Annotated in this window: 13 protein-coding genes; 7 read left to right on the forward strand and 6 right to left on the reverse strand. The window is 72.5% G+C overall.

Annotated elements, in window-relative coordinates; genetic code table 11:
- Positions 1–9: 9 nt before the first annotated feature.
- Both ACZ6BB_RS15790 and ACZ6BB_RS15795 read right to left on the reverse strand, forming a co-directional pair.
- Positions 10–702, reverse strand: a complete 693-nt coding sequence (locus ACZ6BB_RS15790) for an SCO2322 family protein (RefSeq protein WP_471616151.1) — start codon at positions 700–702, stop codon at positions 10–12.
- A 53-nt stretch (positions 703–755) separates the two neighbouring features.
- The gene (locus ACZ6BB_RS15795; RefSeq protein ID WP_471615761.1) at positions 756–2,087 is read right to left on the reverse strand and encodes a prenyltransferase/squalene oxidase repeat-containing protein; all 1,332 of its coding nucleotides are present in this window, start codon (positions 2,085–2,087) and stop codon (positions 756–758) included.
- Positions 2,088–2,384: 297 nt separating this feature from the next.
- On the opposite strand from ACZ6BB_RS15795, the gene ACZ6BB_RS15800 reads away from it, so the two are divergent.
- The gene (locus ACZ6BB_RS15800; protein ID WP_471615762.1) at positions 2,385–3,329 is read left to right on the forward strand and encodes a phosphotransferase; all 945 of its coding nucleotides are present in this window, start codon (positions 2,385–2,387) and stop codon (positions 3,327–3,329) included.
- On the opposite strand, the gene ACZ6BB_RS15805 is transcribed toward ACZ6BB_RS15800, so the two are convergent.
- The gene (locus ACZ6BB_RS15805; RefSeq protein ID WP_471615763.1) at positions 3,310–4,338 is read right to left on the reverse strand and encodes an MBL fold metallo-hydrolase; all 1,029 of its coding nucleotides are present in this window, start codon (positions 4,336–4,338) and stop codon (positions 3,310–3,312) included. The two genes, ACZ6BB_RS15800 and ACZ6BB_RS15805, sit on opposite strands and share 20 nt — an antisense overlap.
- A gap of 171 nt (positions 4,339–4,509) precedes the next feature.
- Here ACZ6BB_RS15805 and ACZ6BB_RS15810 point away from each other — a divergent pair, with 171 nt between their 5' ends.
- From ACZ6BB_RS15810 to ACZ6BB_RS15820, 3 genes are read left to right on the forward strand one after another with little or no spacing between them, the layout of a single operon-like run.
- Positions 4,510–6,003, forward strand: a complete 1,494-nt coding sequence (locus ACZ6BB_RS15810) for an aldehyde dehydrogenase (RefSeq protein ID WP_471615764.1) — start codon at positions 4,510–4,512, stop codon at positions 6,001–6,003.
- 6 nt (positions 6,004–6,009) lie between these two features.
- Positions 6,010–6,243 carry a ferredoxin gene (locus ACZ6BB_RS15815; protein ID WP_471615765.1) on the forward strand — a complete coding sequence of 78 codons (234 nt, stop codon included), beginning with the start codon at positions 6,010–6,012 and terminating at the stop codon, positions 6,241–6,243.
- 55 nt (positions 6,244–6,298) lie between these two features.
- Entirely contained in the window at positions 6,299–7,165 is an 867-nt protein-coding gene (locus ACZ6BB_RS15820) for a tetratricopeptide repeat protein (protein ID WP_471615766.1), read from the forward strand.
- Between the two features lie 370 nt (positions 7,166–7,535).
- On the opposite strand, the gene ACZ6BB_RS15825 is transcribed toward ACZ6BB_RS15820, so the two are convergent.
- Positions 7,536–8,174 carry a TetR family transcriptional regulator gene (locus ACZ6BB_RS15825; protein WP_471615767.1) on the reverse strand — a complete coding sequence of 213 codons (639 nt, stop codon included), beginning with the start codon at positions 8,172–8,174 and terminating at the stop codon, positions 7,536–7,538.
- Positions 8,175–8,391: 217 nt separating this feature from the next.
- On the opposite strand from ACZ6BB_RS15825, the gene ACZ6BB_RS15830 reads away from it, so the two are divergent.
- Genes ACZ6BB_RS15830 through ACZ6BB_RS15840 form a run of 3 tightly spaced genes read left to right on the forward strand, consistent with a single transcriptional unit; the run spans position 8,392 to position 11,752 of the window.
- Complete coding sequence (locus ACZ6BB_RS15830; protein ID WP_471615768.1) at positions 8,392–9,915, forward strand: glycosyltransferase family 4 protein; 1,524 nt, start codon at positions 8,392–8,394, stop codon at positions 9,913–9,915.
- Positions 9,909–10,676, forward strand: coding sequence for a class I SAM-dependent methyltransferase (locus tag ACZ6BB_RS15835; RefSeq protein WP_471615769.1), 768 nt, complete (start codon positions 9,909–9,911; stop codon positions 10,674–10,676). The genes ACZ6BB_RS15830 and ACZ6BB_RS15835 overlap by 7 nt, the downstream gene beginning before the upstream one ends.
- Entirely contained in the window at positions 10,673–11,752 is a 1,080-nt protein-coding gene (locus tag ACZ6BB_RS15840) for a prenyltransferase (protein ID WP_471615770.1), read from the forward strand. Before ACZ6BB_RS15835 ends, ACZ6BB_RS15840 begins: the two co-directional genes overlap by 4 nt.
- A gap of 77 nt (positions 11,753–11,829) precedes the next feature.
- Here ACZ6BB_RS15840 and ACZ6BB_RS15845 read toward each other — a convergent pair whose 3' ends face one another.
- Positions 11,830–12,117 (reverse strand): hypothetical protein, encoded by a 288-nt coding sequence (locus ACZ6BB_RS15845; protein ID WP_037627623.1) that lies wholly within the window; start codon positions 12,115–12,117, stop codon positions 11,830–11,832.
- 45 nt (positions 12,118–12,162) lie between these two features.
- Positions 12,163–13,173 (reverse strand): LLM class F420-dependent oxidoreductase, encoded by a 1,011-nt coding sequence (locus ACZ6BB_RS15850; RefSeq protein ID WP_471616152.1) that lies wholly within the window; start codon positions 13,171–13,173, stop codon positions 12,163–12,165.
- Between the last annotated feature and the right edge of the window lie 51 nt (positions 13,174–13,224).

The following is a 13,224-nucleotide window of genomic DNA, read 5'->3' on the forward strand; positions in this document are numbered from 1 at the left end:
CAGGCTCCCCTACCCCCGGCGCCGCCGCGCCTGCCACACCGCCGCGCCCCCGAGCACGGCGACGGCCCCCACACCCACGAACAGCCCGACGGAGGGCCCGCCCTCCGTGTCGGAGGCGGCGGAGGGCGACGAACTCGCGGCACCGGTACGCCCGTCGGCACCCGCGTCCGTACCCGCCCCCGCACCCGCACCCGCGTCCGCATCGGATCCGACCGCCTCCCCACACCCCCTCCCCGGATATCCGGCGATCGCGCAGAGCATCGCGTTCGTGTCGTACCGCAGCGGCTTCGCGACGGACGCCAACGCCTCCGCCGTACTCGCGTCGTCCGGAATCCGCGCACACGCCGTACGTGCCACCGGAGGTGTCTCACCGTCCGGTGCGTCCGCCGCCGTACCGAAGTCGACGACCAGCGCGACCCGCTTCTCGCCGTCCCGCGCGGCAGTCCTCCCGCAGATCGCGGCGAAGCCGGCGCCCCCGCGCGGCCGGGCCGCGTCCGCGGAGTCGCGGCTGACCGCGAACCGGAACCCCTGGACGTCCCCGTCGGACGGCCGCGCGGTCGACGGCCCCTGCGTGGCGTACGCCCAGGCCGAACCGTCCCGCTCCCAGAACGACCAGTAGCGGTAAGCGGCGGCCTGGGCCTGCCCCGCGCCCACACCCCCCAGCACGAGCAGGATGCCGCCCAGCAGCACGCCACCACGCAACCGGAGCCAGAGCCGCGAGGCCGGCCCCGGTCCCCCGTCCCGCCGGTGCCCGGTCACGCCTCCCCCCGCTTCCTGCCGGCCCGCACCGCCACGAACCCGGCCACGGCCGCGACGACGAGCCCGAGCCCGGCACCGGCCGTCCACCACACCCCCGCACCCGGCCCGTCGCCGTCCCCCGAACCGGCCGAGTCGTCGCTCGGCACGGAGGAGTAGTCGTCCACGTCGCGCGCGGGACCGGTGTCCTTCAGCCGGGCCACGAGGTCCGCGCCGCCGAAGTCACGCGGGTCGGCACCGGCGGCGTTCGTGGCGAAGACGAGCTGGGCGTACGCGGCGGGCCCGGCCTTGGCCGCCCAGGCGCCGTAGTTCTTCGCCAGCCAGGCGAGCGGCTTCTCGGTCGCGCCCCGGTCCCCGGCGGCGGCGAGCGCGACGACGGCGTCGGCGGTGTTGCCGTGGTCGGGCTGGTCCTCGGCGCCCGCGAGGGCGGACGTCAGGTGGCCGTCGGCGGCGAGGTCGCCCGCCAGGTGGACGGCCCCGTTGTGGGCCAGGTCCGCCGGGGAGTCACCCGGGACACACTCCTTCGCGAAATCCCCGCGGGCCCCCGATCCGCTCCCCGCTCCGGCCGCGAACCCCGCACCCAGGCTGCCGAGTACGGCGGCCGCCGTGGCGTCGGCGTTGGCGGTGAGACCGCCGCCCTTCTTGTCGGGCTGATAGGCGAAGGCGCCGCCGTCCTTCGCACCCCCCTTGCCGCCCTTGCCGCCCTTGCCGTCCCCGCAGGGCAGGGCGAGGGCGCGGAGGGCGTCGTAGGGCGTGCTGCCGTCCTTCGACTGCTTCTCGGGGGCGTCGCCCACGGCGGTCAGCGCGCCGATGACGACGGACGTCGAGTTCGCGTCGCTGGGCCCGCCGGCGGTGTAGCCCCAGCCGCCGTCCTCGTTCTGCTCGGCCTTCAGCCAGCGCACGGCCCGCCGGGCGGCGGCGTCCTGCCCGCCGACAGCGGCGAGCGCCTGCACGGCGGCGGCCGTGCTGTTTGTGTCGACCGCCGTCCCGGCGTCGCAGGGAGCGGTGGCGTCGGGACGGTACGCCGGGAACGCCCCGTTCGCGCACTGCTGGCCGACGAGCCACTCCACCGCCCCGGCACCGGGCTCCTCGCCCACCGTGTCCAGCGCGAGCAGCGCCAGGGACTGCCGCCAGACACCGTCGTAGGTGGGGTCGGTGGAGCCGTACAGCCCGGTGGGGATCGCCTGCGAGGGCGAGGCGGCGGGAGCGGGGGAGGAGTCGGTGGACACGGAGGCGGCGTCGTCGGCGGAGGCGACCGGCGCGAAACCGGTCCCGAGTCCGGCTGTGACGGCCAGTACGGCGACCACCGTGGCGCTGCGGCGGACATGCATGATCGGCGGCTGCCTCTCCCTGACGGGAGCCGGGCACACGGCGAAGCGCCGCGCGGCTCGGCTCCGTATTCCTCGACGGTGCCGTACACCGGCGGGCCGCCGGTGACGCGAGCCGGTCACAACTTCGCTCAGGGCAGTCCGACTTGCCGCCCCCTTGGCGGGGCCGGCTCACGGTTGCGGGTCAGCGCCGGATTTGCACCGGCTTCCCCCTGTACGGGTGTGATGACGACCCGGTCACTGTACCTGCCGGTAGCAAAAAGCCGGAGGGCCGTCCGGGCGCCGGGATAGGTTCGGGCCATGCGCACGGGGAGACTGCTGGGGTCGGGCCGCACGGCCGATGTGTACGAACTCCACCTCGACGAAGGCGAGTCCACGCCGCCCGTCCACGCCGCCCGCACCTCCTTCGCCGAACCCCCCGCCCCCGGCGGGCGCGACGACCGTGACGGAGCCGACAGACATACCGGACGCGACGGCGCCGACGGCCGTGCCGGGGCCGGCGACCGTGTCGGAACCGACGGCCGTGCCGGCGCCGACGACCATGCCGGAACCGGCGGCCCCGCGAGCTCGGGAGGGGGCACCGCGGCCTGGGTGTTGAGGCGCTACCGGGACGGCTGGGGCGACGCGGCGGCCGAGGCCGAGGTCATGGCGTACGTCCGGCGTCACGGATACCCCGTCCCGCGCGTGCGCTCGGCGACCCGCACGGAGATGGTGCTGGAGCGCCTGACCGGCCCCACGATGCTGGAAGCGCTGGCCGCCGGCCTGCTCGACCCGGCGCGGGCGGGCGCCGTCCTGGCCCGCCTCCTCCACACCCTCCACGCTCTGCCGCCCCACGACCGGGCTCCCGCCGCCCCCCTCCCCGGCTCCCGTGTCCTCCACCTGGACCTGCACCCGGACAACGTCATCCTCACGCCCCGAGGTCCGCAGGTCATCGACTGGAGCAACGCCGAGGAGGGGCCGCCCGGCCTCGACTGGGGCATGTCGGCGATGATCCTGGCGCAGGTCGCCGTCGACGTGGCCGACTCGCGCGCGGCGATGGCCCACGCCGTCCTCGTCTCCCTCCTCGCCCACCAGCCCGAAGGCCCCTCCGCCCTGACGGAGGAGGGGCTCGTCGAGGCGGGGCGACGCCGGGCGGCCACCCCGACGATGACCGACCGCGAGGTCGAACTCATGTCAGCCGCAGAGGAGTTGGCCCGAAATGTCATGGACCCGAGGGCGACGGCCCTCAGAGCGCCACGTACGTGACCGGATCGCTCCCCGTCACCGCCTCGGCCCGCCCCAGCTTCACCAGTCGCCGTAGATGCGCCTCCGCCTCGGAGACCGCGATGTTGCGGGAGCCGAAGGGGATCTGGGACCAGGGGCGGTTCCACTCCATGCGTTCGGCGAGCTGCCAGGGGGTGAGGGGGGTCGCGAGGAGGGTGAGCAGGCCGGTGAGCCGGGACTCGTGGTGGGCCAGCAGTTCCCCCACACGGGCGGCGGCGTCGGTGAACGCGTACTGATGGGCGGGCAGGACCTCGGCGGGGCCGAGGCGGCCGATGCGTTCCAGGGAGTCGAGATAGTCACCGAGCGGATCGGTGACGGTGTCGTCGTCCGGGTCCTCGTAGAGGCCGATGTGCGGGCTGATCTCGGGAAGGAGATGGTCGCCGGAGAACAGACGCCCCCGGCCGGGCAGCCGGGAGGGGTGCGCCTCCTCCAGGTGGAGACAGACGTGCCCCGGGGTGTGCCCCGGCGTCCAGATCGCGCGGACGCGGCGGCCGGGGAGGTCGAGGAGTTCGCCGGGGACGATCTCACGGTCGGGGAGCGCGGGCGAGAAGCCGGGCAGGGCACGGGGGCGGCGCGGGGCGCGCAGCGGCGCGAGGTGTTCCTCGGGCGCGCCCGCCGCCGTGAGCTTGTCCGTCATGTACGTGAACCAGCGGTCCGGGCCGGTCCCGCGCGTGCGCCGCACGATCGCCGTGTCCGCCGCGTGCATCGCGATCCACGCCCCGGACGCCTCGCGCACCGCCCCCGACAGGCCGTGGTGGTCCGGATGGTGATGCGTGATCACGACCCCGTGGACCTCCGCGACCGACGTGCCGCACGCCGTCAGCCCGGCGGCGAGCGTGTCCCAGGACGCCGGGTCGTCCCAGCCGGTGTCGACGAGGACCGGCCCCCGGTCGGTGTCGACGACGTACACGAGGGTGTGGCCGAGCGGATTGTCCGGGATGGGGACCTCGATGGACCGTACGCCTCCGCCGTGATCGGTCACGTGTGTCATGAACTCACTATAACTAGAACGAGTTCCACCAGGGATGGGTGTGCGAGCGTACGGCCGTGGCCGTGCGTCGGTGGACGACATGGACTCCTCCCCCGGGAACTGGTATCAGTTCTCTACCAGAAACTGACGGTACGTCAGAGAAGTGGAAAGTGGCTCCGGGAGGCAGCGGCCATGACCGAACTCGTGGAACACGGACAGCTCTTCATCGGCGGGGAGTTGACCGACCCCCTGGGCACCGACGTCATCGAGGTGGTCTCACCGCACACCGAGGAGGTCATCGGCCGCGTCCCGCACGCGTCGCGCGCGGACGTCGACCGGGCCGTGGCCGCCGCGCGCCACGCCTTCGACCACGGCCCCTGGCCGCACATGACCCTCGACGAGCGCATCGAGGTCGTCACCCGGATCAAGGACGCCTTCGCCGTACGCCACGAGGAGTTCGCCCGGATCATCAGCTCCGAGAACGGCACCCCGGTCACCTCCAGCGTGATGGTGCAGGCGCTCGCGTCGATGCTGGTGTGGGACGCCGCGATCACGACGGCACGCGGATTCACGTACGAGGAGGGGCGCGACGGCGTGCTCGGCAAGATCCTCGTACGGCGCGAGCCGGTCGGGGTCGTCGCGGCGGTCGTCCCCTGGAACGTCCCGCAGTTCACCGCCGCCGCGAAACTCGCCCCCGCCCTCCTCGCCGGCTGCCCGGCCATCCTGAAGGTCTCGCCCGAAACCCCTCTGGACGCCTACCTGTTGGCGGAGATCGCCGCCGAGGCGGGCCTGCCCGAGGGCGTGCTGTCCGTCCTCCCCGCCGACCGCGAGGTCAGCGAGTACCTGGTGGGTCACCCGGGCGTGGACAAGGTCTCCTTCACCGGTTCGGTCGCCGCGGGCAAACGGGTCATGGAGGTCGCCGCCCGCAACCTCACCCGCGTCACTCTGGAACTGGGCGGCAAGTCGGCGGCGGTGATCCTGCCGGACGCCGACGCGCAGACCGCCGTCAACGGCATCGCCCCCTTCGCCTGGATGATCAACGGCCAGGCGTGCGTCGCCCAGACCCGCATCCTCGTGCCCCGCTCCCGCTACGACGAGTTCGCCGAGGCCTTCGCGGGCCACGCCTCCGCGCTGAAGATCGGCGACCCCCTCGACCCGGCCACCGAACTCGGCCCCCTGGTCGCCCAGCGCCAGCAGCGCCGCAGCCTCGACTACATCCGCATCGGCCAGGAGGAGGGCGCCAAGATCCTCACCGGCGGCGGCCGCCCCGCCGGCCTGGAGCGAGGCTGGTACGTGGAGCCCACCCTCTTCGGCGACGTCGACAACTCCATGCGCATCGCCCGCGAGGAGATCTTCGGGCCGGTGATCTGCCTCCTCCCGTACGGCGACGAGGCCGAGGCCGTAAGCATCGCCAACGACTCCGACTACGGTCTCAGCGGCAGCGTCTGGACCGCCGACGACGAGCGTGGCATCGACATCGCCCGCCGGGTCCGCACCGGCACCTACTCCGTCAACACCTTCAGCCTCGACATGCTCGGCCCCTTCGGCGGCTACAAGAACTCAGGACTGGGGCGGGAGTTCGGCCCCGAGGGCTATGGCGAGTACCTGGAACACAAGATGATCCACCTCCCGGCCGGGTACGAGCCGCCCGGCGTCGCCACCCTCACCGTCGACGGGGAGGAGTGACCGGCGATGGGTGACCGCTGGCACGTGGAGGTCGACCGCGCCGTCTGCATCGGCTCCGCCCAGTGCACGCACCTGGCCCCGGACGCCTTCCGCCTCGACTCCGCCATGCAGTCCCACCCCGTCGCCCCCGACACCGATGCCGACGAACGCATCCTGAAGGCGGCCGAGGGCTGCCCGGTGGAGGCGATCGCGATCGTCCTGCCGGGCAGCGGGGAGCCGGTGTTCCCGCCCGAGGAGTAGCGGCCTACGCTCTGCGGTCGGTACGAGAACGATCGGGAAGTCGGGGCGGGAAAGCGTGCGGAAGTCCGAGGCCAGGGAACTGATCAGGCAGGCGCGGGAGGCATGGGACGCCGAGGAGTGGCAGCGCGCCGCCGACCTCTACGAACAGGTGCTCGCCCATTTCCCGGACGAGAGACCGAGCGCGGAGTGGTGGTACGACGCCGCCCTCGGCCACAAGTTCCTGCGCAACTGGGACAAGGCGTACGAACTCGGTGTCCAGGCCGCCGCCCGCGCACCGCGCGGAGAGGGCGACCCCGCCTTCTGGAACCTGGGCATCGCCGCCACGGTCCGCCGCGACTGGGCCGTCGCCCGCGACGCCTGGGCCGGCTTCGGCATCACCCTGCCCGACGGCGAGGGTGAGATCCACGGCCGCTTCGGCCATGCCTGCGTCCGCCTGGACGCCGACGGCGCGGCTGAGGTGGTGTGGATAGAGCGGCTGTGCCCGACGCGCGGCCGCGTGCTGAACGTTCCCGTGACCGGCGGCCGCCGCCACGGCGAGATCGTCCTCCACGACGGCGAGCCCAACGGCGAACGCGTCGTCGACGGCTCGACCTTCCCGGTCTTCGACGAGCTGCTGCTCTTCGAGCCGTCCGACCTGCCCACGTTCCAGGTGACGGTCGCGGCCGGTGAGCCGGACGACCTGGACACCCTCGTCACCCTCTTCGCCGACCACGGCTTCGCCGCCGAGCCGGCCGACACCCTGACGACCCACTGCGCCTGCTGCAGCGAGGGCACCCTCCACAAGGAGCCCCGGGCGACCCGCGCGGGCGCCCAGCGTGTCTCCCTCGCGGCCCCGGAGGACGAGGCCCGCCGGCTGCTCGACCGGTGGGCGGGGGAGAAGGCGATCGGGCGGAGCTGGAGCGGACTGGAGGCCGTGGCGTAGAAGGAGGCGCATCCGACCGGAATGCCGGAAATAGTAGAAAAAGTTCCCTTCAGGGGGTTGTCTTCTGCGAGGGGCGTTCTATTGTGGAAATCGGCCTACGAGACGAGTGAGGGAGCCGACCGAAGTAGCCGACAGCGGCGTGAGGCAGCAGATCCGCCGGTGCCGACGTCGACGGTCGGGCTGAGAGGCCGGAAGGCAGCAGGACAGGGCCTGACGGTGACCCCAGCACCTGATGCCGGATGAGTGGTACCGGCACAGGAACCCGTCTCGTAGGTCTTTTTCCTGCCGTACCTGCCGTACCTGCGGCTTCCCTGTCGTTCCTGCGGCTTCCCTGCTGTTCCTGATCGTTCCTGCGGCTTCCCTGCCCGCTTCAGGCCTGCGTCCGCCGGTCCGGGGCCGTCAGGTCGAGCAGGCGGCACACCGTCTCGATGTCGATCTTCACCTGGGCGATCGAGGCGCGGCCGGACAGCCAGGTGATGAGGGCCGAGTGCCAGGTGTGCTCGATGACCCGGACCGCCGACAGCTGCTCCGGGCCCGGGTTCTCCACCCCCATGGCGTCGAGGATGATCGCGGTCGTCTGGTGGGAGACCTGGTCCACCTCGGGGCTGACGCTGCGGTCGGCGAAGGTCAGTGCGCGGACCATGGCGTCGGCGAGATGGGGCTCACGCTGCAGCGCGCGGAAGGCGCGCATCAGGGTCTCGGCGACGCGCTCGGCCGCCGTCGCGCCGCTCGGGGGCTTCTTGCGGAGCGTGCCGTGCATGTGCTCCAACTGGTCCTGCATCGTGGCGACCAGCAGATGGATCTTGGACGGGAAGTAGCGGTAGAGCGTGCCGAGCGCGACCTGCGAGGACTCGGCGACCTCCCGCATCTGCACGGCGTCGAAACCGCCCCGGCTGGCCAGCTGGGCACTCGCGTGCAGGATGCGGCGCCGACGGGCCTCCTGCCGCTCCGTGAGGGGCGGGGAGTCCGGTCGCCCGGCGCCGGCTTCCACCTTGACTTCCGCAGGCATGGGTCTCGTTCCGTGACAGTCGTGACGGTCGGTGAGGGTATGCGATCAAATAGCATGCCAGGGCGTGTGCCGTGGCGTGAATCACCTGATCCACCTCTCACAGCCGTTCTACCAGCCGGTAGATTCAGAGCCTCTTGAACGATCAACTCTGAAACTTGTTCTAGATTACCGTCTCGTCGTAATCTCACGGGAAATCGCAGTGAGAAGGGGGCCAGGAGTGACCGCGGAGGCCAGTCAGGCGGGGTCCCGACGTGACCTCGCCGCGGACGGCGAGCGACCGCTCACCATCGCCCTCCTCACCTATAAGGGGAACCCGTTCTGCGGGGGACAGGGCGTCTACGTACGGCACCTCTCGCGCGAGCTGGCCCGCCTCGGCCACCGGGTCGAGGTGATCGGCTCCCAGCCGTACCCGGTGCTCGACGAGGACGCCGTATCCGTCGACGGTCCGGGCGGGGTCTCCCTCACCGAGCTGCCGAGCCTCGACCTCTACCGCCAGCCCGACCCCTTCCGCACCCCGAAGCGGGACGAGTACCGCGACTGGGTGGACGCCCTCGAAGTGGCGACGATGTGGACCGGCGGCTTCCCCGAGCCCCTGACGTTCTCCCTGCGCGCCCGCCGCCATCTGCGCGCTCGGCGCGGGGAGTTCGACGTCGTCCACGACAACCAGACCCTCGGGTACGGGCTGCTGGGCGACGTGGGTGCCCCCCTGGTCACCACCATCCACCACCCCATCACCGTGGACCGGCAGTTGGAGCTGGACGCGGCCGAGGGATGGCAGCGGCGGATGTCCGTGCGCCGCTGGTACGCCTTCACGCGCATGCAGAAGCGGGTCGCGCGCCGGCTGCCGTCCGTGCTCACCGTCTCCGGCACCTCCCGCCAGGAGATCGTCGACCACCTCGGCGTCCGCGACGACCGGATGCACGTCGTGCACATAGGCGCCGACACCGACCTCTTCTCGCCGGATCCGGCCGTGGCCCGGGTGCCGGGCCGGATCGTCACCACCTCCAGCGCGGACGTGCCGCTCAAGGGGCTCGTCTTCCTCGTCGAGGCGCTCGCCAAGGTGCGCGCGGAGCACCCCGCCGCCCATCTCGTCGTCGTCGGCAAGCGGCCCACCGAGGGCCCGGTCGCCCAGGCCGTCGAGCGCTACGGCCTCGAAGGCGCCGTCGAGTTCGTCAAGGGCATCTCGGACGCCGAACTCGTCGACCTGGTCCGCTCGGCCGAGGCCGCCTGCGTGCCCTCGCTGTACGAGGGGTTCTCGCTGCCCGCCGCCGAGGCCATGGCCACCGCCACGCCGCTGGTCGCCACCACCGGCGGAGCGATACCGGAGGTCGCCGGACCCGACGGCGAGACCTGCCTCGCGGTGCCCCCGGGCGACGCGGGCGCCCTGGCCGCCGCCCTGAGCCGGCTCCTCGGCGACCCGGAACTCCGGCGCCGGCTCGGCCGCGCCGGCCGCGAACGGGTGCTCCGGCGCTTCACCTGGGCCCGCGCCGCCGAGGGCACGGTGGCCCACTACCGCGAGGCCATGGCCCGCGCCGAGGGCCGCCGGCCGACGGCCGCCGCGAGCGTCGCACCGGCGGAGCGCCACTCCGCCGAAGCCCCCGCAGCCCCCGCAGCCCCCGAAACCTTCGATGCCGCCCATGCCGCCGAGGACGGGGAGACCCACGAGGGCGTCCCGGCCGTCGGCGACACAGTCGAGACCAACCGCGAAAGCGCCAACCGCGAAAGCAGGGCCACGTGCTGACCGTCGATTTCTCCCGGTTCCCGCTCGCCCCGGGGGACCGGGTCCTGGATCTCGGCTGTGGAGCGGGCCGGCACGCCTTCGAGTGCTACCGGCGCGGCGCCCAGGTCGTGGCCCTCGACCAGAACGGCGAGGAGATCCGCGAGGTCGCCAAGTGGTTCGCGGCGATGAAGGAGGCCGGGGAGGCCCCGGAGGGCGCGACCGCCACCGCGATGGAGGGCGACGCCCTCGCGCTGCCCTTCCCCGACGAGTCCTTCGACGTCGTCATCATCTCCGAGGTGATGGAGCACATCCCCGACGACAAGGGCGTCCTGGCCGAGATGGTCCGGGTGCTGCGGCCCGGCGGCCGCATAGCCATCACCGTCCCGCGCTACGGCCCCGAGAAGGTCTGCTGGGCGCTCTCCGACGCCTACCACGAGGTCGAGGGCGGCCACATCCGCATCTACAAGGCGGACGAACTGCTGGCCAGGATCCGCGAGGCGGGCCTCAAGCCCTACGGCACCCACCACGCGCACGCCCTGCACTCGCCGTACTGGTGGCTGAAGTGCGCGTTCGGCGTCGACAACGACAAGGCGCTGCCCGTGCGGGCGTACCACAAGCTGCTGGTCTGGGACATCATGAAGAAGCCGCTGCTCACCCGGGTCGCCGAGGAGGCGCTGAACCCGGTGATCGGCAAGAGCTTCGTGGCCTACGCCACCAAGCCGCACCTGCCACCACTGGCCGACCGGGACGCCGGTGGCGTGTCCGAGGCGGCCGCCAAGTGACGACGCCCCGGACAGAACACCTGGTCCTGCCCGGGGTCCTCACCGCGGAGGAGGCCGCCGCCACCGTGCGGGGCATCCTCGCGGTGCAGCGCGAGGACGGTGCCATCCCGTGGTTCCGCGGACACCACCTCGACCCCTGGGACCACACCGAGGCGGCCATGGCCCTGGACGCGGCCGGCGAGCACGAGGCCGCCGAACGCGCCTACGCCTGGCTGAGCCGGCACCAGAACCCCGACGGCTCCTGGTACGCCGCCTACGCCGACGGGGACCCCGACGACGTCACCGACCGGGGCCGCGAGACCAACTTCGTCGCCTACATGGCCGTCGGCGTCTGGCACCACTACCTGGCCACCGGCGACGACACCTTCCTCGACCGCATGTGGCCCGCCGTGTACGCGGCGATCGAATACGTCCTGCGGCTCCAGCAGCCCGGCGGCCAGATCGGCTGGAAGCGCGAGGACGACGGCACACCGGTGAACGACGCGCTGCTGACGGGCAGTTCGTCCATCCACCACGCACTGCGCTGCGCCCTCGCCATCGCCGAACAGCGCGAGGAACCGCAGCCCGACTGGGAGTTGGCGGTCGGCGCGCTCCGGCACGCGATACGCCGGCACCCCGAGCGGTTCCTCGACAAGGACCGCTACTCGATGGACTGGTACTACCCCGTCCTCGGCGGGGCGCTGACCGGTGCCGAGGCCAAGTCCCGGGTGGAGGAGGGCTGGGACCGCTTCGTCGTGCCAGGCCTCGGCGTCCGCTGCGTGGTCCCCAACCCGTGGGTGACCGGCGGCGAGTCGGCCGAACTCGCCCTGGCGCTCTGGGCGATGGGCGAGTCCGACCGCGCCCTGGACATCCTCCAGTCCATCCAGCACCTGCGCGACCCCGGCTCGGGGCTGTACTGGACGGGTTACGTCTTCGAGGACCAGGCCGTCTGGCCCGAGGAACTGACCTCCTGGACCGCCGGCTCCGTGCTGCTGGCCGTGGCCGCGCTGGGCGGCGACGAGGCGACCTGCGCGGTCTTCGGCGGGGAGCGCCTGCCGCGCGGGCTGGACGACTTCGACGACTCGGAGTGCTGCTGAGGTGAGGGGGGCGGCTGCCCCGGCTCCTCAGCGGTGCGGGGAGCTGCGCGACCTGCCCCCACCGGACCCGCACCCGCTCAGTGGCGGTGCATCCGGTTGGCGATGGCGTGCCCCAGGAACAGGTACACCACGGCCGCCAGGCCGTAGCCCGCCACCACCCGCGCCCACTGCTCGTCGAACGTGAACAGGTCGTGCGACCAGCCGGCGAGCCAGCGGGCCGCGTCATGGATGAACTGCACGAAGTCGTTCGCGCCGTTCGCGCCCAGCAGATACATCAGGATCCACAGGCCCAGGATGAAGGCCATGACGTCGGCCACGATCGCTATGACCCGGCCCGCCTGATTGGAACCGCTATATCGAGACATGCTCAACGGGTTGCCCGTCGGTCCGTCTTGAAACCCCCGCCTCCTCTACGAGTTGAGCTCCGCCAGCACCCGCAGCGTGTGCGGATCGGGCGCCAGCACCAGCAGATCCGTCACCGGTCCCTTGCGCCACGACTCCAGCCGCTCCGCGATCCGTTCGCGCGGCCCGACCAGGGAGATCTCGTCGGCGAAGGCGTCCGGCACGGCGAGCACGGCCTCCTCGCGCCGCCCGTCGAGGAAGAGGCGCTGGATGTGCCGGGCCTCCTCCTCGTACCCCATGCGGGCCATGAGGCCGGCGTGGAAATTGCGCCTGGCGTGCCCCATCCCGCCGATGTAGAAGCCCAGCATGGCCTTGACGGGCAGCAGTCCCTCGGCCACGTCCTCGCAGACCTTCGCCCGGGCCATGGGCGCGACGAGGAAGCCGTCCGGCACCTCGGTCAGCGACGCCTCGTAGGCGTCGGTCCGGAACGGTGACCAGTACAACGGCAGCCAGCCGTCCGCGATCCGGGTCGTCTGCGCGATGTTCTTCGGCCCCTCGGCGCCGAGCAGTACGGGCAGGTCCGCGCGCAGGGGATGGGTGATGGACTTGAGCGCCCTGCCGATGCCGGAGCCGTCCGGCCCGTCGTACGGGAGCGGATGAAAGCGCCCGTCGAGCGTGACAGGCCCCTCGCGTCTGAGGACTTGGCGTACGACGTCGACGTACTCCCTGGTCGCGGTCAGCGGGGACTTCGGGAACGGCCGCCCGTACCAGCCCTCGACGACCTGCGGTCCGGAGAGCCCGAGTCCGAGCAGGGCCCGCCCGCCGGAGAGGTGGTCCAGGGTCAGGGCCTGCATCGCGGTGGTGGTGGGTGACCGGGCGGCCATCTGCGCGACGGCCGTGCCCAGCTTGATCCGCGATGTGTGCGCGGCGATCCAGGTGAGCGGGGTGAAGGCGTCCGAGCCCCAGGACTCGGCGGTCCACACCGAGTCGTAGCCGAGCCGCTCCGCCTCCCGGGCGAGCGGGACATGGTCCGCGGAGGGACCGCGCCCCCAGTAGCCGAGTGCCAGACCGAGCCGCATGGCTGCCTCCTGACGATGCGTCAGCTTCATGGGCGGGAGGCGACTGTACGA

The organism is Streptomyces sp. NPDC041108 (assembly GCF_055592645.1).

Bases quoted from the DNA above. Each gene is read 5' to 3' on its own strand.
- ACZ6BB_RS15795 (WP_471615761.1), bottom strand. From the start codon at position 2,087: ATGCATGTCCGCCGCAGCGCCACGGTGGTCGCCGTACTGGCCGTCACA.
- ACZ6BB_RS15800 (WP_471615762.1), top strand. From the start codon at position 2,385: ATGCGCACGGGGAGACTGCTGGGGTCGGGCCGCACGGCCGATGTGTAC.
- ACZ6BB_RS15805 (WP_471615763.1), bottom strand. From the start codon at position 4,338: ATGACACACGTGACCGATCACGGCGGAGGCGTACGGTCCATCGAGGTC.
- ACZ6BB_RS15810 (WP_471615764.1), top strand. From the start codon at position 4,510: ATGACCGAACTCGTGGAACACGGACAGCTCTTCATCGGCGGGGAGTTG.
- ACZ6BB_RS15815 (WP_471615765.1), top strand. From the start codon at position 6,010: ATGGGTGACCGCTGGCACGTGGAGGTCGACCGCGCCGTCTGCATCGGC.
- ACZ6BB_RS15825 (WP_471615767.1), bottom strand. From the start codon at position 8,174: ATGCCTGCGGAAGTCAAGGTGGAAGCCGGCGCCGGGCGACCGGACTCC.
- ACZ6BB_RS15845 (WP_037627623.1), bottom strand. From the start codon at position 12,117: ATGTCTCGATATAGCGGTTCCAATCAGGCGGGCCGGGTCATAGCGATC.
- ACZ6BB_RS15850 (WP_471616152.1), bottom strand. From the start codon at position 13,173: ATGCGGCTCGGTCTGGCACTCGGCTACTGGGGGCGCGGTCCCTCCGCG.